The organism is Abyssibacter profundi, assembly GCF_003151135.1.
Taxonomy (GTDB): Bacteria; Pseudomonadota; Gammaproteobacteria; order Nevskiales; family OUC007; genus Abyssibacter; species Abyssibacter profundi.
Genome location: NZ_QEQK01000009.1, coordinates 68604 through 90584 on the forward strand (window position 1 = coordinate 68604; position 21981 = coordinate 90584).

A 21981-nucleotide genomic window follows, 5' to 3' on the forward strand; every position below is an offset into this window, starting at 1 on the left:
CAAGGAGTTCGCAATGTTCCAATCCATCATGATGGGCATGAAAAATGCCGGCATGCTTCCGCGGCTGTCGGATACCGAGCGTCAGGCACTGGAGGCTGGCGATGTCTGGGCCGAAGGCGAGTTCTTCAAAGGCAATCCGGACTTCAAGGCGCTGCTCGCAGAGAACTACGGCCAGCTGACGGCCGAGGAACAGGCGTTTCTGGACGGCCCCTGTGAGGAGCTGATTGCGATGTGCGACACCTGGGAGATGTCGCGCACGCGCCAGGTGCCGGATGCCGTGTTCGACTTCCTGGCAGAAAATGGCTTCTTCGCCCTGCTGATCCCCAAGCAGTACGGCGGCAAGGGCTTTTCGGTACTGGCCCGCTCGACCATCATGGCCAAAATTCAGGCAGCCGGCGCGGCCGTCGCGGCCATCGTGGTGATTCCGAACTCGCTGGGCGCAGCCGAGCTGACCGAAAAATATGGCACCGAGGAGCAGAAGGCGCATTACCTGCCGCGCCTGGCCAAGGGTGAATACATCCCTTGCTTCGGTCTGACCGAGCTGACGGCCGGCTCCGACGCGGCCTCCATCAAAGCCGATGGTGAAGTCTTCCGCGATGAAGACGGACACCTGAAAGCCCGCCTGAACTTTTCCAAGCGCTATATCACCCTGGCGCCCATCGCCAACCTGATTTCACTGGCCGTTCGGCTGCGCGACCCGGAGAACCTGCTCGAACGCGGCGAAGACCTGGGCATTAGCGTCATGTTGTTGCACAAGGGCATGGAGGGGCTGTCCATCGGCGCCCGCCACGACCCCATGGGCGTGAGTTTTCACAATGGCCCCATTTATGGCGAGAACGTCGTCGCTCCGCTGGCCAACACCATTGGCGGCATCGACTATGTCGGCAAGGGCTGGAAGATGCTGATGGAATCGCTGGCCGGTGGCCGCGCCATCTCCCTGCCGGCCTCGGCCGTCGGCGGTGCGCGCATGCTGGCCTCGGTCACCGGTGCCTATTCCATGGTCCGCGAGCAGTTCAACATGCCGATCGGACTGATGGAGGGCCCGCAGGCCAAGGTCGCCCGCCTTGCCGGCCTGCAGTATCTGATGGAAGCCGCGCGGGTCTACTCCTGCTCGGCCGTGGACGCCGGCCATGAACCGCCCGTGGTCTCCGCCATTCTCAAGCAGCAACTGACGGAACTCATGCGTTCGCTGTCCATCGACGCCATGGACGTCATGGCGGGCGCGGCCATCCAACGCGGCCCGAACAACATCGTCTCCGACGCGTATATCGGCGCACCGATCAACATCACCGTGGAAGGCGCCAACATTCTCACGCGCACGCTGATCATCTACGGCCAGGGCGCGAATCGCTCCCACCCCTATGCACGCACGCTGGTCGAATCGGTCGAAGCCGAGGACAGCACCCGATTCCGCAAGGCCTTGCTGGGCTGGGTCGGCGGCATGGTGGTCAATTTCGGTCGGAGCATGACCCGCTACCTGACCCGCGGCCGCAGCGCCGGCACCCCGGTGAGCGGCGCCACCGCCACCTACTATCGCCGCCTGGGTTGGGCGTCGACGCGCTTTGCCATCCTGTCCGACCTGGCCATGATTTTCATGGGTGCCAAGCTCAAGGCTAAGGGCAATTTCACGGGCCGGCTGGCAGATGTGCTGTCGTGGATCTTCCTCTGCACGGCGACGCTACGCCGTTTCGAGGCCGAAGGCCGTCGCGCCGAAGACCTTCCGCTGGTGCACTACGCCCTGAACTACGGGCTAAAGGAGATCCAGGACGGGTTCGAAGGCGTCTACGCCAACTTCGATGCGCCGGTCGTGGGCTGGTGGTTCAAATCGGTGGGCGGTTGGCTGCTGCGGCTCAACCCGATTGGCAAGGGTGTAACGGATGACCTGCTGGCCCCGGCCGCCGCCGTTGTCCAGACGCATGGCGACCATCTCCAACGCCTGCAGGCTGGGCTGCATGTCCCGGCGGAGTCCGACCGGGGTGCCGGCCGGCTGTACCGGGCATTCCGGATGCTGCATGAAGTCCGACCGGTCCACGCCAAGATCAGCCAAGCCATCAAGGCACGCACGCTGCCCAAGGGCCACCCGGCCGATCTGGTGCACTTGGCGCTGGAGCGTCAGGTCATCACCGCCGAAGAGGCCGAACAGGTTCGCGAGACCCGCCGGGTCCAGCTGGAATCCTGGGGCGTGGACGAATTCTCTCCGGAGGAGTACGTCCGGATCGGCTCGTCCACGGCCGTCACGGAAGGCTTCATCGGCAAGGATGCGCCACGGCCGAAACTGGTTGCGTCCGGCCAGGCCTAAACCCAGCGCCAGGGCAACGGCCCCGGCTCGCCACGCGCGAGCCGGGGCTTTTTTGTATATAGGCGGCGCATCGCGCGTTTCCATATCAGGCTGGGTTGGTTACGCTCAAGCATCACCATCGATCAACCGGACGACCGAATGAAACGCGGAGCATGGATTGCCATCGGGGTTGCTGCCCTGGTACTCGTGGTAGTGGCTGCACTCAGCCTGTTTGGAGCCAAGCTGAGCAAGAGCGAGCCCGTGGCGGAAGCGCCCGTCGCTGAAGCAGAGGCACCGAAACCCGCCAAACCACAGTATCCGATCAGTCAGCCTGAGCCGGAACCTGCGCCCGCCGCCGCAGACGCCGAACCGACCGAGACGCCCACCCCAGAGGAGCCGGATCCCCTGCCCAGCCTGGCAGAGAGCGACGAGCCACTTCGCAGCGATCTCGCACAGACCGCCGCCCCCACTGCCATCGAACGCTTTCTCGTCCCCGATGCCCTGATCCGAAAAACCGTGGTCGCCGTGGACAACTTGGACAGCGACCCGGTTTCGCGGCGGTTCCGGCCCGTTGCATCGGTCGAAGGCAGCGTACCGGTGGTGCGCAGTGGTGACAGCATCCGCCTGGACACCGCCAATTACGAGCGCTACGAACCCTGGGTAGACGCGTTCACCGCCGCCTCGCCCGAGCAACTGGTTGCGGTCTACACCCGTTACTACCCGCTGTTTCAGGACGCCTACGAGGATCTCGGCTATCCAGATGGCTACTTCAACGATCGCCTGGTGCAGATCATCGACCACCTGCTGGCCACCCCAGAAGTCCAGGGGCCGATTGCGCTTAAGCAGCCGAAGGTGTTCTTCGAGTTCGCCGACCCCAAGCTGGAACGCCTGTCCTGGGGTCAGAAAGCACTGATCCGGATGGGCCCCGAGCAGGCACGGGCCGTCAAAACACAGCTACGCGCCATTCGTGACACCCTGCTGGCTCAATCAGGCGGGCAGTAAGACGCCAATCGGTCTTGCACGGGCCGGGCGCAACACAGCCCGTGCAAGACCGCGGGCCTAATCCGGGAGCATCGCCGGATCAGCGCCCTGCTCGGCAAGCGCCGCCTGAAGAGAGCGCCGCCACTGCGGGTCATCCAGTAAGGCGATGAGCCGGCTGCGCCCGGCATCCGCCATCAGGACGACCGCATCTGCCAGCAGAGGCCACAGCTCTTCCCGTCCAGCAGCATCCAAGGCACTGCGAATCACCGCGTCCGGCTGGGCGGCGATCAGATTGGCCATTCGCGCCCTGAGCGCTTCCGAGGTCCCATCGACCATGGCCAGGGCCTCTGGCCACAGGCCTTGCTGATCAGCGGCCTCCAAGGTGCGCGCTAAGCCTGCGTCATCCATGGCACTGATGATGGTCTCCAGACGCGGCTTACTTTCGATGTAAAAACCGATCTTGAGCAGGTCTCCCGGATCCTCGATGGAGTCCATGACGGCCGCGACGACCTCATCAGTGAGCGCATCGGCAAACTGCGCCATGACGATATGCTCCTGATTGGCACGCAGCTCTCGCGCCACATCAATGACCAGCTCGGTCGGCATGGCCTGGATGATGGCTTCGGAGCGCCCTGGGTCCAGCGACAGACACACCTGAGCCAGAAACGGGGTCGGCAGCCGCTCGGACAGGGCCAGCGCCTGCTTGGGCTCCATCTCGCTGGCCACGCGACCCGCCAGGGTCGGACCGATGAATTTCTGGGTGAACTGTGCCGACAACTTGGTGGGTAGCAACCGGGTTGTGCCCGCCAGCTTGCCAAAGAGGCTGCGATGGCGACCGAACAAGGCATTCGACGCCGCGCGCCGAGCGCTGCGTAGCTCAGCGGCCGACGCTTCGCCCAGGGGCCCCAATTCATCCACCTCGCAGCCCACCACACGGGCCAGCTTCAGGCGCTCGGCCTGCTCCAGTAGTGCACTCATCGCTCGAACAACTTTTTGACGGGGCCACGCAGCAGGCGCGGCATGGCATCCAGCATGCCATCCATGGCGGCGCGGAGCTCCCGCGCCTGCCAATCCTGGGCCCGCTCCAGGTGTTCGATCAAACAGTCCAGCGCCACCGCATCCAGCGCCGTCAGCGCGTCGATATCCGCGTCGGGCACGGAGGCCTGCCGCAGGGCGGCCCGTTGGTCGTCATTCATGTCGGATTGTGCTTGCAGTCGGTTTAGAAATTGAACACCGCATAAAGATTGTAGAAATCGCGGTCCTGCTCCAGGTTGTAGTCGCCGCCCCCCATGTACCACTGATAGGTCGCACCCAGCGACAAGGTCTGGCCAATCTTGAACAGGTTGTTAAAGGTCAGGGCCTTGCGCCGCTCGGTGAAATTCAGGATGGGCGACGGTGTCTGTCCTTGCACATCGTGGAACCACAGCAGCTGCGGCTCGAAGGTCACACCTGGAAAAATCTCGTTATAGGTCAGACGCAGCAGACTGCGATAGCCCCAGGCAAACTCGGTCGGCAGGCCGTCCGTCTGCTGCGTGGGGTTGAGCGTCAGTGTCCGATCCACGCCATCCGGCGCGGTTCCGGTGCCGTCAGCACCATAGGTCGGGTGGGTGAAATCGCCCGTGCCGAGAAAGGCCAGCTCACTGGTTTCGGGCATGTCGTGGTGATACCAGAACCCACCTTCGATCAGGAACAGCACGGAATCGGCACCAAACGGGTTTTGCGACCAGATCCGCAGGCCGGCCAGCGACAACTGGCTGGCATCGATGCGCTCGTAGCCGCGGACATACTGCCCCGGCTGCACCGTAATACCCCGGTAGGCCGACAGCAGATCCGGCACTGCAGACCGCGCGCCCGGCACCGTCAGGCCCACACCGCCGATGCCGATGGGAATGTCCTCTTCCGGAAAGGCTGGCTGGAGCGATGCAAAGACCACGTCGGCCAAATTAACCTGCACCGGCAGATTGCGGCGATGAGAGAGCTCGCCGGAAAAGGCCCAATCGCCCACATTGGTGTTGAACGACACCCCGAACATATCGATGTCTTCCGGATACTCCACCTGCAAGGCCACAGTGTCGGTGGGCAGCGGCTCCTCGCCGCCCCCCGTCACGTTGATGTTCCCGTTGAAACCGTTACAGGCCACAAGCGCAGCCGCGAAATTGCCCGGCACCGCGGCGTCACGGGTGCAGGACGCTTCAGCTGCGAAACCACTCACCACCGGCAGGCGGCTGTGATAGCGCAGGTAGTAAAAGCCCAGCTCCGTGCCATTGTTCAGATTGCTGGCAAAGTAAGACAGCCGCAGACCATATTGACCGAGATTATCCGGCTCGTTCTCCGGCAGCGCCTGTGCCGTCCGGGTCGAGCTGGAAATCAGGCCCGCGCCGTCAGCCGGCGGCTGGTACAGGCGCTCCGGATCGTCGTTGAACTGCCCCAGTGTGACCATCGCGTAGTCGGTGCCACCCACCAGGTCATTGGTGGATAGAAAGCTGCCCGGCGGCTGCACCCGGACCGGCACCCACTCGAACTGGTAGATCAACTCGGCGGCCAGGTAATCGGTTAGCGCGGTCTGAAACACCGCCATGCCAGACGGCCGGTTGACCTGCCCCAATTCAAACCCCGGGAAGCCGGCAATCGTCGCGTCCAGCGGATTAAGCTCATTGACGCTGTTGAACAGGGTCAGCGTCGCCTCGCCCCAGGGCACGACCTGGCGCCCAATCTGCACCGAGATTTCGCGGTCAAATACGTCGACATAGCGCTGCAGATACAATTCGCGCAGTTCGATATCCGAGGCGAAATCGCGCTCGACATAGGCCGGCCGCGGCGCCGTGGCCGGCTGCCAGCGGGTATCGAGGTGGCGCTCGTCAAAGTCGACGTTTTCGGGGTCGTAGAATGCCAGCGCCGATGCCTTGAACTTGAATCCAGCCCAGTAGGCCGTGAATTCCGGCGTGGCGTAGGTGGTGGCCGACACGATGTCGCCCTTGTCGTAGTTGATGTTGCCGTCATCCAAATTGACCCCTGAGAACAGGCCGGGCGCATCCACCAACCGTTGGTTGGGACCGGGGTCGCCAGTGAACGACATGCAGTCATCGGCGGCACAGAGGTCCGGATTATTCGCCAGCTTGGAGATCAGACCCGAGTTGCGCGACTGGGCGCGCCAGACCAGGCCGGTGGTCAACCGGGTATTGAGTTCGATTTCCACATCGCCGATCTCGGCCGTGACGGCCTGGGCCAGCCCGGTCGTGCCGACCAGTGCGAATGCCACCGCAATCCTGCGCATTGTTTCCTCCATCTCTCGCCGTTTCCTTGTGGTCAGAGCTCGTCGTACACGACACGGTACACAGCCGCATCAAGTTAGCCGTTAATATTGGGGCCGGCATCGCTCGCTCCGCAATGACTCAGCCGACGCGACAACACAGGTGGACGCGCCAATCGAAACGCATAGCTATCACGACTCCAGCGCCCTGACCCGCCAGGTCTACCAGGCCATGGAACGGGCCGGAATTGATGCCGAGGCGTTCATGGCGCAGCTGGGCCTGAGCCCTGAAGCCATCGAGCAGCGTGATCGTCGCACGCTGCACGAGCGAATTCCTCATTTTTGGGAACGCCTGGAAGAGGAAACCGGCGATTCCAATATCGGACTGCATGTCGGCCGGTTCTTACCGACCTTTGGGGGCGAAGTGCTGGAGTACCTGTTCCTCTCCAGCACCACGTTTGGTGAGGGGCTGGACCGGGCGCTGCGCTTCCAGGCACTGCTGTCCGGCGCCGGCCTGGGAAGTTTGTCCCGCGACGGCCACACAGCCGTACTCACCATCGATTCCGCGCTCCCCGCGGTCAACGCCAATCGGCATTTGTACGAGTGCCTCAGCCAGGGCGTGATCAAATTCTTTCGCAGCGTGACCGACGACAGCTTCAGGCCCCAGTGCCTGACCTTCGTCGCCCAGGCGCCGGACAACACCCAGGAAGCCGAGTCGCTCATCGGCTGCCCGCTGAGCTACGGACAGCCCCACAACAGCATTCATTTTGATGCTGCGGTGCTTGAGCGCCCCTCCCCGCACGCCGAGCCACGCCTGGTGGAGTTACACGAGCGTGTCGCCGAGGACCGACTCAAGGAACTGGATGCCACGAATTTTGTGATCGCGGCACGACGGGCCATTGCCCGTGAGCTGGAGTACGGCACGCCCAGCCTGGCCCGTGTTGCCGAACGGCTGAGCGTCACCCAGCGTGAGTTACGCAGCCGACTGGCAGCCGCCGACACCAGTTTCAACAAGGAACTGGACCGATACCGCGAACGGCTGGCCTGTCGCCTGCTGTACCGCACGAACCAATCCATTGACGAGATTGTCTATCTCACCGGATTCTCGGAGCCCAGCACGTTCTACCGAGCCTTCAGACGCTGGCGTGACGAAACACCGATCCAGTACCGGCAACGGATGCGTCAGCGCAAGCCACGCACAGATCAGACTGTTTGACCCGAAGTCGTGGCCAGGCGCGTCACCAACGCAACAACCTTGTCAGTGAACGCTGTTATAGTTAGAAGCGTGTGCCAGCCGTAGTACACAGGACCCCAACGCGCTACATGGAGGAGCCATGCGCCGAATCACTGCATTGGCCGCAGCCGCGGTCTCATTCCCCCTTTTCGCAGGCGTCAGCGCCGACGAAGCCGCCAAGCTCGGCGATGAGCTCACCCCCATTGGCGCCGTCAAGGCCGGCAATGCGGATGGCTCCATTCCCGAATGGCTGGGCGCCCAGCTGTTCTCCCAAGAGGTCCAAGACCTCACCCGCGCCCAGCTCGAAGAGTGGCGCAAGAACGAACCCAAAAAGATCGAGGATCTCGTCGATAACGAGATCAAGCGCAACCAGGATCTGCTCGACGGGGATCCGCTGACGGCCAAGTTCACCATCACCAAGGCGAACTACAAAGAGCACGCCGACAAGCTCACCGTCGGCCATCAGCGAATGTTCGAGCTCTACGACGATTACAAGATGATCGTCTATCCCACGGTGCGCACCGGCTTCTTCCCCGATGAGATCTACGAAGCCACCAAGGCCAATGCCACCCGCGCTTCGCTGGAAGGCACGGATGCGGTCAAGAACGCCCAGCTCGGCTTCCCCTTCCCGATTCCCAAGCAGGGTGCGGAAGTCATCTGGAACCACAAACTCAAGTTCCGTGGCTCGGCGGTTAAGCGCTTTAACAACCAGGCGATCGTGGCCCAGGACGGCGACTTCAAGATCTCCAAGCTGGTCGAGGACGTGAAGTTCAAGTACGCCAACCTGAACGATCAGTCCGATGACGCCAACAAGCTCATCGCCTACTACCTGCAGGAGGTGGTCTCCCCGCCCCGTGTCGCCGGGCAGGTCACCCTGGTCCACGAAACGGCAGATCAGTCCTCGGGCGGACGCAACGCCTGGCTGTACGATCCGGGCATTGGTCGCACGCGCCGTGCGCCGAACGTGGGCTATGACAACCCGTCGCTGGGTTCCGATGGCGAGCAGTTCAACGACCAGATCGATGTCTTCAACGGGGCGCTGGACCGCTACACCTGGAAGCTCGTCGGCAAGAAGGAGATGTACATCCCCTACAACTCCGGCCAAATGAACAGCCCGCTGCTGTCCTATGAGGAGATTCTTGGCAAGGGGCATATCAACCAGGACCACGCCCGCTACGAGCTGCACCGCGTCTGGATCGTCGAAGCCACGCTACGCGACGGCCAGCGTCACCAGTTCAAGAAGCGCGTGTTCTATGTGGATGAGGATTCCTGGTCCATCGCCATTGTCGACTGCTATGACAACCGCGATCAGCTGTGGAAGCTGCAGGAAGCCCACCTGACCACCTTCCCGTTCGTGCCCACGGTCTCCGGCTCACCCGAGCTGATCTACGACCTGCAGACCGGTCGCTACTTCGCCACCGCCATGACCAACGAAGACCAGATCTCGGACTTCGATGTCAGCTATGAAGACCGCATGTTCCTGCCTCAGGGGCTGGCGCGCGTGGCGGGCCGGCGCTAATGGGCGGGCGCGCTGCGGCCGCGCTCACGCTGGGTCTGGGTCTCGCCGCTATTGGCGGCGTGGCCCAGGCTGCGGATGATGCGGTCAAGGACGACCCCCGGCTCAACCCTGCCGAGCAAATGGACCTAGCCGATGAGCGCATTCTCGTTGGCCTGCAGCCCATTGCTGATGGCTACCTCGCTGTGGGCATGCGCGGACATATTCTGAAGTCTGCCGATGGACAAACCTGGAATCAGCAACCCAGCCCCGTGCGCTCCATGCTGGTCACCATCGACTTTCCAACTGAATCGACAGGGTTCATCGGTGGCCACGACGGCACCATTCTGAAAACCACGGATGGCGGCGACAGCTGGTCGTTGCAGCACTTCAATCCGGAGCCCCGCCGGCCGGTCATCATCTACGACCTGATGTTTGACACGCCGGAGCGCGGCTTTGCCGTGGGCAGCTACGGTTTGATCCTGCGCACCACCGATGGCGGTGACACCTGGAATCAGCTCACGCCAGACATCGAGTTTCTCGGTTTTCACAACAGCCAGATTCGGCGCCTGGCCAACGGTGTCTTGCTGATGGTGGGCGAGAAAGGTCTGACCGCACGTTCCAGTGACGATGGCGAGACCTGGGAAATGCTGGTGTCGCCTTACAGCGGCTCCTTTTTTGGCCTAATCCCGGACGACCGCGACGGCGCCTGGATTTACGGCATGCGTGGACGCCTTTACCGAATCCCGGATGTCATGGCCGTGGCCACGCAGAATCCGATGGATTACGACCCGTTCATGGCCGAAAACGTCGAAGACCCGGCCGCCATCCAGGCCATGGGCTGGGAGCGAATTCAGACGCCGGCCAATGAGTCGTTCTTCGGCGCCACGACCCGACCGGATGGGGGCATCACCCTGGTCGGCAATGCCGGTTTGATCTTGAATTCGGATGCGCAGCAGGCGAACTGGACGCTGGTGCCAAATCCGAACGGGGATACGCTAGCCGGCGTGGTGCCGGTTGACGGCAAGCTACTAACCGTGGGCCGACAAGGCGTCGAGTGGCACTAGTCACCAGGTCGTGTCGGGCTGGATCCCGGCACGGCCCGCCCCCGGTCACCGACTGAATTGAATCAATAAAACGGTGCGCCGCCCGGCGCCCGCAGGGAGACTCGCTCATGGCCTCGGAAGGCTCTTCACTGACGAACTCGCCGGTTGCTCGCGCCATTCTCGGCGTGGTGGAACCACTGGTCTTTGGCAAACCGGCCCTGACCCTTTTTGTCCTGGCGGCGCTGACGGTGTTCTTCGGCTACCACGCTGCCCGCATCCAGCCTGACGCTGGCTACGAAAAAACCATCCCCATGGAACATCCCTACATGGGGGCGTTCAAGGAGTACTACAGCGAGTTCGGCGGCGCCAACCTGGTGCTGGTGGCGCTCATGCAGAAAGAAGGTGAGATCTACAACGAACGCTTTCTGTCCACCTTGAAGCAGGTCACCGACGAGGTCTTCTTCCTGCCGAATATCGACCGGCCACGGGTGATGAGTCTGTTCACGCCCAACGTGCGCTTCGTCGAGATTACTGAGCAAGGCTTCGAGGGGGGCGACGTCATCCCCTCTGATTACGCTCCATCGCCCCAGATGTTCGACATCATCAAGTCGAATGTCAGCAAGGCACAGATCATCGGACGCCTGGTTTCCGAGGATGAAACCGGCGCCATGGTGGTGTCCGAGCTGCTGGAGGTCGACCCGCAGACCGGTAAGCAGGTGGACTACACCCATGTCGCCGACCTGCTGGAAACCATCCGCGGACGGATTGAAAGCCCGACGGTGTGGGAGTACCGCCTCCGGGAACCGAGTGGTGACATGGAAGCCGGCACCGTCGTCGGCCGCGACTACAGCGAACCGGGCCGGCTGGAACGGTGGTTCGGGGAGCAAACCGTCACCCTGCCCCAGACATCGGGCGAGACCGAGACCGTCACCTTTAACAACCGCGACCTGGAGATCGTCGCCGCCGACAATCCGGAGTACAACCCGAACCTGCAGGTCCACATCGTCGGGTTCGCCAAGGTGGTCGGTGACATCACCGATGCCACGCTGGAAGTCGTCGGCTTTTTCGGCCTGGCGCTGCTGATGACCTCGCTGCTGCTCTGGGGTTACACGGGGTCGATGAAGATGGCCTTCCTGCCGATGGCCTGCTCCATCGTCGCGGTGATCTGGGAATTCGGGTTGCTGTCGCTGTTCGGCCTGGGCCTGGACCCGTTCGCCATTCTGGTTCCGTTCTTGGTGCTGGCCGTATCGGTGTCCCACGGCGTGCAGTACGTCAACGCCTGGGTCGCCGAGGTCGGGCATGGCAGTAGCAGCTTTGATGCATCGCTGGAGACCTTCCGCCGCCTCGCGATTCCGGGCACCGTCGCGCTGATCACCGATGTGGCGGGCTTTGCGACCATCGCCCTGATCGACATCCAGATCATCCAAGAAATGAGCGCCAACGCCGCCTTCGGCGTCGCTGCCATCATCATCACCAACAAGATTTTGATGCCCGCCTGGCTGACCTACATGCGCATCGGCGATTTGCAGGCCTTTGAACGCAAGCAGCAGGTTCGGGAGAACCTGCTGGCACCGATGTGGGGCTTTGTCGCCAAGATCACCCGTCCCGTGCCGGCGGCCTGCGCCATCATCGTCGGTGTGCTGCTGCTCGGCTGGGCGTTCTACATGTACCCCAAGCTGCAGGTTGGTGACGCCCTGGAAGGCACCCCCGAGCTGCGACCCGACTCGCGCTTCAATCAGGACGCGCGCGCCATTGGACACAATTTCTCCATCGGCATCGACATTCTCAAGGTCATCGCCGAGGCCGATGCGGATGCCTGTGTGAACTTCGACGTGGTTGAGGAAATCGACCGCTTTGCCTGGCGGATGGACAACGTTGAGGGCGTGGCGTCCACGCTATCGGTTCTGGACTACGCGAAGATGGTTTACCGGGGCCTTAACGAAGCCCGCCTGTCTGCCGAGGTCCTGCCCCGCAATCAGTTCTCATTGGCCCAGTCCACGGCGTTGGTGCCCACGACATCGGGGCTGCTCAATGGCGATTGTTCGGCCATGGCGATCTTTATTTTCACGGAAGATCACCGCGCCGAAACCATTAGCCGCATCGTCGATGCGGTGAAGCAGTACGAGGAAGAAACGTCGGATACGGATGCGGTCAGCTTCCGCCTGGCCACCGGCAATGTCGGGGTCATGGCCGCGACCAATGAGGTCGTCGAGGAACAGGAGCTGATGGTGGTGTTCTGGGTGTATGTGGTGGTGATCAGCTTCATCTGGCTGTCTTTCCGCAACCTGTCCTCGGTCCTCTCCATTGTGCTGCCCCTGTCACTGGTCTCCATGATGGCCTACGGCGTCATGGCCTATCTGGGCATCGGTCTGAAGGTGGCCACGCTGCCGGTGGTCGCGCTGGCCGTCGGCATTGGCGTGGATTACGGCATCTACATCTATGCAACGCTGGAAGAAGGCGTGAAATCCGGCAAAACCATTGAGCAGGCGCTGGTCGACACGCTTGGCAAGACCGGCAAGGCCGTGGTGTTCACCGGTATTGCGCTGGGCCTGTCCGTGGCGACCTGGCTGTTCTCCCAGCTTCAGTTCCAGGCCGACATGGGCATCCTGCTGGTCTTCATGTTCACCGCGAACATGTTCGGCGCCATCCTGCTGCTGCCTGCCATCGCCCGATTCACCATGAAGCAACCCGGATAACAACCTCCGCTCTGACCCCGGGCGTGAGCGCTTCAACGGCTCACGCCCGCTTTACATGGCGCTGGATAGGCTCGCGCGATGGGGTCTTCCACTGACAAGCTGACTCGGCCCGCCTCTGCATCGAACGGGTTGATGCGCGAAGCGGAGTTTATTACCGCCTTGCTGGAGCATGCCGGCGATGGCGTCGTGGCCTGCGACGCCAACGGCGACCTGGCCCTGTTCAATCAGACTTCCCGGGACTGGCATGGGATGGATGCGATGACCCTGCCGCCCGAGCAGTGGTCATCCCGCTACGACCTCTTCCATGCCGATGGCGTGACACCGCTGGCCACCGAAGACATTCCGCTGTTCCGCGCATTCTCAGGAGAACAGGTGCGCAGCGCCGGCATGGTCATCGCCCGCCACGGACATCCCCCCAGACACATCGAAGCCGAGGGCCGGCCCATTTTCAGCGCGACGGGCGAGAAGATTGGTGCCGTTGTCGTCATGCACGACATCACCGAGCGAGCGAATGCACACAAGGCACTCGAAGCCCACGCGGACCTGCTGGCGCAGCGGGTGCGCGACCTGAGCGAACTGGCCTATGCGACCTCACATGACCTCAGCGAACCCTTACGGGGCATTCGTGGGCATTTAGATCAGGTTCAGCTCGATGCGCTGCCCGAGGACGTCGCGCAGGCCATCAAACTCTCCCGCGATGAGGCTGCCCGGATGCAGGCGCTGATGCAGGGACTGCTGCAGTACGTGCAGCTAGACCAACATCCGCTACAACCCCAGAACACCACGATTGGCGCCCTGCTGGATCAGGCCTTTCGCGATCTGGGCCTATCTCCTGAGGACCCGCGTATCCGCCGATTGGCCGATACGCTACCGCTGCGAGCCGACCCAACCGTGCTGGCCCAGGCGCTGCGCTGCGGCCTCGACAATGCCTTGAAATTCCACGCGCCGAACCAAACCGCCGAGGTCGAAATCACGGCCGATCGGGACGAAACCGGCATCACGATCCACATCCGCGATGACGGCGTCGGCATCGAGCCAAAACGCGCCGTGCGTGCCTTCCGCATTTTTCAGCGTTTACATCCCCGCACCCTATTCCCGGGGCACGGCATCGGACTGGCCAAAGTCATGCGGGCAGCTCAACTTCACGGTGGATCGGCCGATTTGACGAATAACCCCGGCCCGGGTGCAACACTGAGCATCCGGATTCCTCAACGCCGCTGAGCGACACCGATATGACCGACATCCTGCTCATAGACGACTCCGCTTCCGACCGTATGTTGATCGAGCAGGCCTTCGCGAGGACGGCGGCTCAGCTGAGTCTTCACTGTGCGGAAGACGGGGCGGCCGGGCTGACCCGGCTCGGCGAACAACCCGGCATTCGGCTGGTGCTGCTGGACCTCAACATGCCCGGCATGAATGGCCTGGAGTTCCTGGAAGCACTGACACCGGCACTGCGCGCCTGCACCGTCGTGCTTGCCCTCAGTTCGAGTCAGTTGCCCGACGATATCCGAGGGGCGTATCGAGCAGGGGTCAATGCATACATCGCCAAACCGCTGGATTTTGACGGCTACGTCCGAATCGCCGAAGCGGTGTATCGATTCTGGCTGCAAGCCGCCCGACTCCCACCCGAAGCGTCGCTCGAAGCCAGTTAGACTGTTCACTCACCTGCCCCGGGTCACCGACCCGCCGCAAACGGATACTCAGTCATGCCGACACTCATGGAATGCGGTGCGTTCTCCCACGCAGGCGCGCGTCTGGCTTTTTCGCTGGCCGGTCCGGCCGATGGACCACGCATCGTACTGATGCACGGCATTCTGATGGACTCCGAGCTTAATCGTGACCTGGCCGCCGCTCTGGCGCAGGCCGGATATCGCGTGGCACTACTGGACCTGCAAGGCCACGGGCGTAGCGATAAGACCACACGCGCACAGGATTTGCGCATCGACGTGTTCGGACAGCAAGCGCTTGCACTCCTCGACCACCTGGGCTGGCCCCATGCGGTCATCGGCGGCGTCTCACTGGGTGCGATCACCGCCCTGCATGTCGCAGTACAGGCACCAGACCGTGTCGATGGCCTGTTTCTGGAAATGCCTGTCATGGAGCGGGCCGCACCCGCAGCCGCATTGCTCCTGGTACCACTGCTCCTCGGCGCCCGGTTTGCGGACAAGCCGTGGCGGGTCGGCGCCCGCCAGCTGCGACGACTGCCCAGACCCCAGCGTGGACTGTGGCAAAGCCTGCTCAATACGGTCAGCCAGGACCCCGAACACATGGCGGCCATCATCCATGGCGTGCTGGCCGGCCCCATCGTGCCGCCGTTGCGCGAGCGGCTGCGCCTGTCCATGCCCAGCCTGGTCGTGGGGCATGCTGGCGACTGGCTGCACAATCTCAAAGATGCTCGCGCGCTGTCCCAGGAACTTCCCAACGCGGAGCTCATCGTCGCCCGATCACCGCTGGAGCTCAGAACCGCGCCAACGCGACTCATGCCCGACATTCTCCGCTTTTTCGAACGCACCCAAGCGGCCCGGTCGGCGCGTACACAACAACAGGCATGAGCCTGCAGCGAGACGAATGGCTGCAGCAGGCGGCCGATGGTGGCGTTTGCCGCGTGACCCGCATTCAGTTGCAGGCTGCCGCGACGGGCGCCCCGGTGGTGCTACTCCCAGGCATGTTCACCAGCCGGCGTTTCTGGCTATCCGACCGGAATATTGGCCTCGCTGCCTTTCTGGCCCAGCGGGGGCACCGATGCTGGATGATCGAACGTCGCGGCATCGGGCATCCGGCGAACACGCAGGCCCGTCCAGGCGCAGAAGAACATTTGCAGTTTGATCTGCCGCAGCTGGCAGCACAGATTTGGGAGCAAACCGGTCGGCCGGCTGTCTGGATCGGTCACTCGTTTGGCGGCCAGCTGGCCGCCCGCGCCGTCAACGAACAACTACCGGGGGAACAGGTTGCCGGCGTCATTCTCCTGGCCACGCAAACGCAGCGCGGCAAGCGCTGGCTGATGCCGCCGCTTTCCACCGGCCTGCTCGCACTCACGCGCAGCCTGGGGCGTGTGCCGGCGCGGCTGGCCGGGCTCGGCCCTGAGGACGAACCGGCCGCTGCGATCGAAGACTCCATCCGGTGGACGGTGGAGGCTCGCAGAACGGGGGGCTGGCCCGCGCGCCTGAACGCGCTCACCACGCCGGTGCTGGCGGTGGCCTCTCAAGCCGACCGCGTCGACCCCGCAACCGGCTGTCGACAGCTATTCAACCTGATCGGCGCCACCGATAAGCAGTGGTGGTTACTCGGCGAGCGCCCTACGGACCCCGGCCCTTTTGATCACCCGGGCATGGTGGTCAGCAAGGCGGCGCAAACACATGTCTGGCCCCGCTTGGCTGACTGGATCGAAACCCGCACTGCCGACGGCAGGCCCGCCGACAGTGCGCGCACCGGCTAGCTGGCCGGCTTAATCGTCCCTTCGAGATACACCGTGGAACGGTTCGGGTTGGTGAGCAGATAGGCCTGCCCGCCATCGGCGGGCTTGGCCAGCAGCTCCGGCTTACCCGGCAGAAACAGCGGGCGCTTGAAGGCCACATCCAGCGAGCAAGCCCCTTCGATCACATCGCCCCCACAGCGCGACACGGAACTGGCGAACGACCACATTCCATGGGCGATGGCCCGCTTGAAACCGAACAGCTTGGCCGCCACCGCATGCAGATGAATGGGGTTGACGTCCCCGGCCACCACACCATAGCGGCGACCGATGTTGCTCGCGGCCTTCCAACGGTCGACCACAGCGTATTCATCCCAAACCGGCGGCTCCCAGCCCTTTTTGCCGCCGCCGGATGAAGCGCGTTTGCCCGGGTCACGAATCAGGTTGGTGCTGATGCTCTCCCAGACACACTGCTCATCGGTGTCGACGATGCGGGTCTGCAGGTCGAACTCCAGCCCCTTGTCCACGGGGCGATGACCTTCGACCACCACCTGCACGCCCAGCGGCTCGTTCTGATGCAGCGCCCGGTGCTGATGCACCACGTTGCGCATATGCACGGCGCCCAGCAAACGCAGCGGGAAGGCATCGTGCGTCAGCACGGCCATGTGCAGTGGTGCGGCCAGGATGTGCGGGTAAGTCACCGGCAGCAGGCCGTTGGACTCAAACCCGCAGAGCTTGCGGTACTTGTCGACCTGCTTGGCCGATGCCGGCGCCGGTGCCAGATGCGCCTCCATTCGAGGAATATCCTGGCCCGGCCCCAGGCTCACCGCGCCCGGCTTGGCGGCCTTGGCGAAACCCACCCAGATCGACGGTGGCGCATCAAACTGCAGATTCACGGTGGCGCTCATGGCTAGGCTCCGATCAGGCTTTGGCCGCAGACGCGAATCGTCTGGCCGGTAATGCCCACCGCACCCGGCGTGCTGAGGAACTTGATCAGTTCAGCCACATCTTCCGGATGACCGCCCTGGGACAGTGAGTTCATTCGCCGGCCGGCCTCGCGAATCATGAACGGCATCTCCGCGGTCATGCGCGTTTCGATGAATCCGGGGGCCACCGCGTTGACGGTAATGCCTCGCTTGGCCTGCTCGGCCGACTGGGCCGCCACATAGCCGATCAGCCCGGCCTTGGTGGCCCCGTAGTTGGTTTGACCCATGTTGCCGGCAATCCCACCAATCGAGGACAGGCAGACGATGCGCCCGCCGTCATTGATCACCTTGTCGCCCAGCAACACCTCATCAATGGCCAGGATCGCGCCGAGGTTAATCGACAGCACCATGTCCCACAGATGCTCCTTCATGTTGGCCAGCGTCTTGTCCCGCGTGACACCGGCGTTGTGCACCACGATGTCGACCCCGCCGTGCTGCTCCTTGAAGTAAGTCGCAATCTTCTCGGGCGCGCTGGGGTCGGTGATGTCCATCGGCAAGGCCGCGCCACCGATCTTGGCCACGGTGGCATTCAGCGTGTCCTCGTCTGCAGGAATGTCCAGACAGACCACATGCGCACCTTCTGCAGCCAGACGCTCGGCCGTGGCCGCGCCAATGCCCCGAGCACCGCCGGTCACCAAGGCCACCTTGCCCTCCAGCGCACCCGACAGCGGCATCGCCTCTGGCGCATCGGCCTGCAGGCCCACATGAACCGGCTGTGCGTCCACGTACGCCGAGTGACCGCTGAGGAAGAAGCGCAGCGGCGCGGCCAGGCGCGTCTCCGCACCCTTGGCGACATGGATCAGGTTAGCCGTCGCCCCTCGCTTCCCGATCTCCTTGCCGATCGAGCGGACAAACCCCTCGGTGGCGCGCGCCGTGGCCACGGCCTTCGGGTTGCCGCCCTCGGCCGGCTCACTGGCCAGCACGAGCAACCGGGCGTTGGCCGCGATCTGGCGCATGACCGGATGGAAGAAGCTGTAAAGCTGCTTCAGGCCGTCGACACCGTCGATCTCGGTCACGTCCAGGACCAGTGCATCGTACTTGGCACCCTCGGCGGCCTGGGCGATCACGGTTGCACCAGCGCCCTCCAGCTCACCGCGTACCGCCGTCGCGACCGCGGCATCTTTGGCGGTCCCAAAGAGCACCTGCAGGCCAGCCAGGGGTTGGTCTGCATAGCGCGTACCCGCGCGCTTGAGTTCAACCGGTGTTGGCAAGCCGACAGACTTGATGACATTGCGCAGCGTTGGCTGGCTGGCCAGTCGCAATAGGTAATCGCTCATTGATCGCTCCATGGGATTCGAAGAAACTGCGGGGCAGCGGTTGGTCGGGATCCGTGGCCGGTGCCACAACACGATCAAGCGCGCCCATGTTGCGGCGCACGATAACGAAAATCGGGGTAATGAGCCATTGGCCACATCCGACGACCTCGACTCAATAACCGGCCAATTCAATGGCCACCCCGGGGCCTGACACCGCGCAGCCCCTGCAAGGAGACATGACGATGAGCCTGCCCCTGGACGGGATGACCATACTCGACCTGACCCGCCTGCTGCCCGGTCCTTTTGCCACGCTGTATCTGGCCGACCTGGGTGCCACCGTGATCAAGGTGGAAGACAGCAAATCGGGCGACTACACCCGCGAACTCGACCCCGGTCTGTTCCGCATGCTCAATCGAAACAAGCAGGCCGTGCAGCTGGATCTGCGCTCAGATGCCGGCCGCGAGCAGCTGCTCAAGCTCGCAGAACAGGCAGACGCGCTGCTGGAGTCGTTCCGGCCGGGCACTCTGGACAAGATGGGACTGGGCGTCGCGACGCTGCAGGCGGCCAATCCGCGGCTGGTTGTGGGTTCACTCACGGGCTATGGGCAGCAGGGTCCGTACGCCGACTGGCCCGGACATGACGTGAACTACCTCGGATATGCCGGCGTGCTGGACCAGATTGGACATCGCGACCAGCCACCGGCCATGTCGAATCTGCAAATCGCCGACCTGGCCGGCGGCGCACTGACATTTGCACTCGGCGTCGTGGCCGCTTTGCTCGATGCGCAGCGATCTGGCCAGGGCCGGCATGTCGATGTCGGCATGACCGATGCCTCGTTGGCGCTGATGCCCGTGGCATTGGCCGCACGCCAGACAACCGGGCGCCTGACCCCACGCGGTGAGGGCATGCTCAGCGGAGGCCTGCCGAACTACGGCCTCTACGCCTGTGCGGATGGCCGGCACATCGCCCTGGGCACATTGGAGCCCAAATTCTGGCTGGGCTTTTGTCGCGCCGTGCAGCGCCCGGACCTCGCCAAGATGCCCTTGTCCACCGGCGCAGACAGCCAACCACTGCGCGACGCTTTAGCCGACCTGTTCTCCAGTCAGCCCCGCGATTACTGGGTCGACCTGCTTGCCGATCAGGGCCTCTGCGTCGGGCCGGTCCTCGATCTCGACGAGGCGCTCAGCGATCCACACATGCAATCTCGCGGGGTCTATGTGGAAACCGACGACGGCGGCTACATCCGTTGCCCCATACAGGTTGGAGATCCACCACCGGCGATTCGACCCGCCCCACAACGCGGGGCGGACAACAGCCAATGGTTGCGCACGGCGGCAGATTCAGACTGAAACAAACCCTGCGCGTAGCAGACACTTGTGCACTGCTCGCCGTGTGACGCTGGTCCGATGGATTGGCGCAAGCATGAAAAGCGTTCTAGGCTATGCCTCGCTTTGGGTACCACTGCGTTCATTACCAGGGGGACGAACCAGCCGCGATAGACGGCCGGTCAGCCACCTGGTCACTCTTGGCCTGCCCCGCAAAGCCACCCTTGCCGGTGGACGCGGGATCGCATCGGGCCAGTATCGGGCGACAGTGACACCTCGTTACCAACCGACATACAACGTACGAAGGGGGACGCATGGGTCAGTCCTTGACCATTAAGAAGAATTACGTTTCGGCACCGAGTGCACCCATCCAGCACGACCGCGACCCGGTCGCGATGCTGTTCCACTGGGCCGAGACGCGTCCCAAGTCCACCTACCTGCGGCAGCCGTTTAACGGCGTGTGGCGCGAGTACAGCTGGGCCGAGGTTGCCGACCAGGTCCGGCGCATGGCCGCGGCGCTGAAGGCACTGGGGCTGCAGCCCGGCGACGCCGTCGCGCTGACCGGAAAGAACACCGCACACTGGATCATGGCCGATCTCGCCGTCGGCATGGCGGGCGGTATATCCGTTGGCATCTACCCGAATCAGGCCTCGGAGACGACACGCTACGTCCTCGAACACAGCGGCACCAAGTTCCTGTTCTTTGGCCCGCTTCTCGATCCCCAGCAGCTCGCAGACGGCATTCCCGACTCGGTTAAGACCATCGGCATGCCCTACCCCGACCTGCCGGAGACAGACTACGGCTGGGATGCCCTGATCAAGGAGCATGAACCGCTCCAGGACTGGGAGCCGAACGATCCCGACGCCGTGCACACCATGATCTACACCTCCGGGACCACCGGTAACCCGAAGGGTGTCATGCTGACGACACGCTCGGCGCGCGAGACCATGGGTGGCGTGATCAATCGCCTGGAATTCCGCGATGACGAGCGCTTCTTCTCCTACCTGCCGCTGGCGCACATCTTTGAGCGCGGCGTGGTCGAACTCTGCAGCCTTTACGTCGGCGCCGAAATCTCCTTCATGGAGTCACTGGACAAGCTGGCCTCGCAACTCGCCGAAGTCGCGCCAACGCGTTTCTATGGCGTACCGGTGGTTTACGGCCGTATCCAGTCAGGCATTCTCGAGAAACTGCCGCAGAAGAAGATGGACCGACTGCTGCGGCTGCCGATCATTTCCGGCCTGATCCGCAAGAAAGTCGTCGGCGGGCTCGGATTGCAGAATGCCCGCATGGTGGTCTCGGGCGCTGCCCCGATGCCGGAAGCGCAAATCAACTGGTTTGCCAAGCTCGGCGTCACCATCTGCCAGGGCTATGGCATGAGTGAAAACTCGGCCTACTGCACCACGAACACGCCTACCGAAAATCGGGTCGGCTCGGTCGGTCGTCCCATGCCGGGTGTCGAGATCAAGATCGATGAAGCCACGGAAGAAGTGCTGGCACGATCTGCCGCCACGATGCTGGGGTACTACAAGAACGAGGAAAAAACGGCCGAGACCATTACCGACGGCTGGCTACACACCGGCGACAAAGGCCGCATCGACAAGGACGGGTATCTCTACATCACCGGCCGCATCAAGGATGCTTTCAAGACATCCAAGGGCAAGTATGTCGACCCCGCGCCCATCGAAGACAAGCTGGCCACGGACGGCGCCATCGACCAGATCTGCCTCATCGGCAGCGGCATGAAACTGCCGGTCGGGATTGTTCGCATCGACAGCGAGGATGATAAGGCCGAAATCGCCAAACGGCTCGCAGAAAAAGTCGAAGCGCTGAACAAGACGCTGGAACCCCACGAGCGCGTGGGCAAGCTGTTCCTGACCCGCGACGAGTGGACGGTCGAAGACGGGCTGGTCACACCGACCATGAAAATCAAACGCCCGCAATTGGAAGACCGCTACCGCAATCAGGTCGAAGCCATGCTGGGCCACGATGACAAGGTCGTCTGGCTCTAATCCAACCCGAGCA

Annotated in this window: 17 protein-coding genes; 12 read left to right on the forward strand and 5 right to left on the reverse strand. The window is 63.1% G+C overall.

Annotated elements, in window-relative coordinates; genetic code table 11:
* The first annotated feature begins 13 nt into the window (after positions 1-13).
* Together DEH80_RS11155 and DEH80_RS11160 are read left to right on the forward strand one after the other, a co-directional pair.
* The gene (locus DEH80_RS11155; protein WP_109720579.1) at positions 14-2299 is read left to right on the forward strand and encodes an acyl-CoA dehydrogenase; all 2286 of its coding nucleotides are present in this window, start codon (positions 14-16) and stop codon (positions 2297-2299) included.
* 138 nt (positions 2300-2437) lie between these two features.
* Positions 2438-3280 (forward strand): DUF3014 domain-containing protein, encoded by an 843-nt coding sequence (locus DEH80_RS11160; protein ID WP_109720580.1) that lies wholly within the window; start codon positions 2438-2440, stop codon positions 3278-3280.
* A 57-nt stretch (positions 3281-3337) separates the two neighbouring features.
* Here the strand turns inward: DEH80_RS11160 and DEH80_RS11165 are convergent, their stop codons facing one another.
* The 3 genes from DEH80_RS11165 to DEH80_RS11175 are packed head-to-tail and all read right to left on the reverse strand — an operon-like array spanning position 3338 to position 6533.
* The gene (locus tag DEH80_RS11165) at positions 3338-4237 is read right to left on the reverse strand and encodes a hypothetical protein (RefSeq protein WP_109720581.1); all 900 of its coding nucleotides are present in this window, start codon (positions 4235-4237) and stop codon (positions 3338-3340) included.
* A complete protein-coding gene (locus tag DEH80_RS11170; RefSeq protein ID WP_109720582.1) occupies positions 4234-4455 on the reverse strand; it encodes a hypothetical protein in 222 nt (73 codons plus the stop codon). The genes DEH80_RS11165 and DEH80_RS11170 overlap by 4 nt, the downstream gene beginning before the upstream one ends.
* Positions 4456-4478: 23 nt before the next feature.
* Positions 4479-6533, reverse strand: a complete 2055-nt coding sequence (locus DEH80_RS11175; RefSeq protein WP_165831432.1) for a DUF1302 domain-containing protein — start codon at positions 6531-6533, stop codon at positions 4479-4481.
* Between the two features lie 139 nt (positions 6534-6672).
* Here DEH80_RS11175 and DEH80_RS11180 point away from each other — a divergent pair, with 139 nt between their 5' ends.
* The 8 genes from DEH80_RS11180 (at position 6673) to DEH80_RS11215 (ending at position 16416) form a co-directional block, all read left to right on the forward strand.
* Positions 6673-7725 (forward strand): AraC family transcriptional regulator, encoded by a 1053-nt coding sequence (locus tag DEH80_RS11180; RefSeq protein WP_109720584.1) that lies wholly within the window; start codon positions 6673-6675, stop codon positions 7723-7725.
* 118 nt (positions 7726-7843) lie between these two features.
* On the forward strand, positions 7844-9262 hold the full coding sequence (locus DEH80_RS11185) for a DUF1329 domain-containing protein (protein ID WP_109720585.1): 1419 nt from the start codon (positions 7844-7846) through the stop codon (positions 9260-9262).
* Positions 9262-10305, forward strand: a complete 1044-nt coding sequence (locus DEH80_RS11190; protein WP_109720586.1) for a YCF48-related protein — start codon at positions 9262-9264, stop codon at positions 10303-10305. The genes DEH80_RS11185 and DEH80_RS11190 overlap by 1 nt, the downstream gene beginning before the upstream one ends.
* Before the next feature lie 107 nt (positions 10306-10412).
* Positions 10413-12980: an efflux RND transporter permease subunit gene (locus tag DEH80_RS11195; protein WP_109720587.1), complete on the forward strand. Its 2568-nt coding sequence runs from the start codon at positions 10413-10415 to the stop codon at positions 12978-12980.
* A 132-nt stretch (positions 12981-13112) separates the two neighbouring features.
* Positions 13113-14201 carry a sensor histidine kinase gene (locus tag DEH80_RS11200; RefSeq protein ID WP_165831433.1) on the forward strand — a complete coding sequence of 363 codons (1089 nt, stop codon included), beginning with the start codon at positions 13113-13115 and terminating at the stop codon, positions 14199-14201.
* An 11-nt stretch (positions 14202-14212) separates the two neighbouring features.
* The gene (locus DEH80_RS11205; protein WP_109720589.1) at positions 14213-14632 is read left to right on the forward strand and encodes a response regulator; all 420 of its coding nucleotides are present in this window, start codon (positions 14213-14215) and stop codon (positions 14630-14632) included.
* A 54-nt stretch (positions 14633-14686) separates the two neighbouring features.
* A complete protein-coding gene (locus DEH80_RS11210) occupies positions 14687-15532 on the forward strand; it encodes an alpha/beta fold hydrolase (protein WP_109720590.1) in 846 nt (281 codons plus the stop codon).
* A complete protein-coding gene (locus tag DEH80_RS11215; protein WP_109720591.1) occupies positions 15529-16416 on the forward strand; it encodes an alpha/beta fold hydrolase in 888 nt (295 codons plus the stop codon). The genes DEH80_RS11210 and DEH80_RS11215 overlap by 4 nt, the downstream gene beginning before the upstream one ends.
* Here the strand turns inward: DEH80_RS11215 and DEH80_RS11220 are convergent.
* Positions 16413-17300 (reverse strand): MaoC/PaaZ C-terminal domain-containing protein, encoded by an 888-nt coding sequence (locus tag DEH80_RS11220; RefSeq protein WP_109720592.1) that lies wholly within the window; start codon positions 17298-17300, stop codon positions 16413-16415. The two genes, DEH80_RS11215 and DEH80_RS11220, sit on opposite strands and share 4 nt — an antisense overlap.
* A gap of 2 nt (positions 17301-17302) precedes the next feature.
* The gene (locus tag DEH80_RS11225; protein WP_109720593.1) at positions 17303-18655 is read right to left on the reverse strand and encodes a 3-oxoacyl-ACP reductase; all 1353 of its coding nucleotides are present in this window, start codon (positions 18653-18655) and stop codon (positions 17303-17305) included.
* 221 nt (positions 18656-18876) lie between these two features.
* On the opposite strand from DEH80_RS11225, the gene DEH80_RS11235 reads away from it, so the two are divergent.
* Together DEH80_RS11235 and DEH80_RS11240 are read left to right on the forward strand one after the other, a co-directional pair.
* Complete coding sequence (locus DEH80_RS11235; protein WP_165831434.1) at positions 18877-19983, forward strand: CaiB/BaiF CoA transferase family protein; 1107 nt, start codon at positions 18877-18879, stop codon at positions 19981-19983.
* 290 nt (positions 19984-20273) lie between these two features.
* Entirely contained in the window at positions 20274-21968 is a 1695-nt protein-coding gene (locus DEH80_RS11240) for an AMP-binding protein (protein WP_109720596.1), read from the forward strand.
* Positions 21969-21981: the final 13 nt, after the last annotated feature.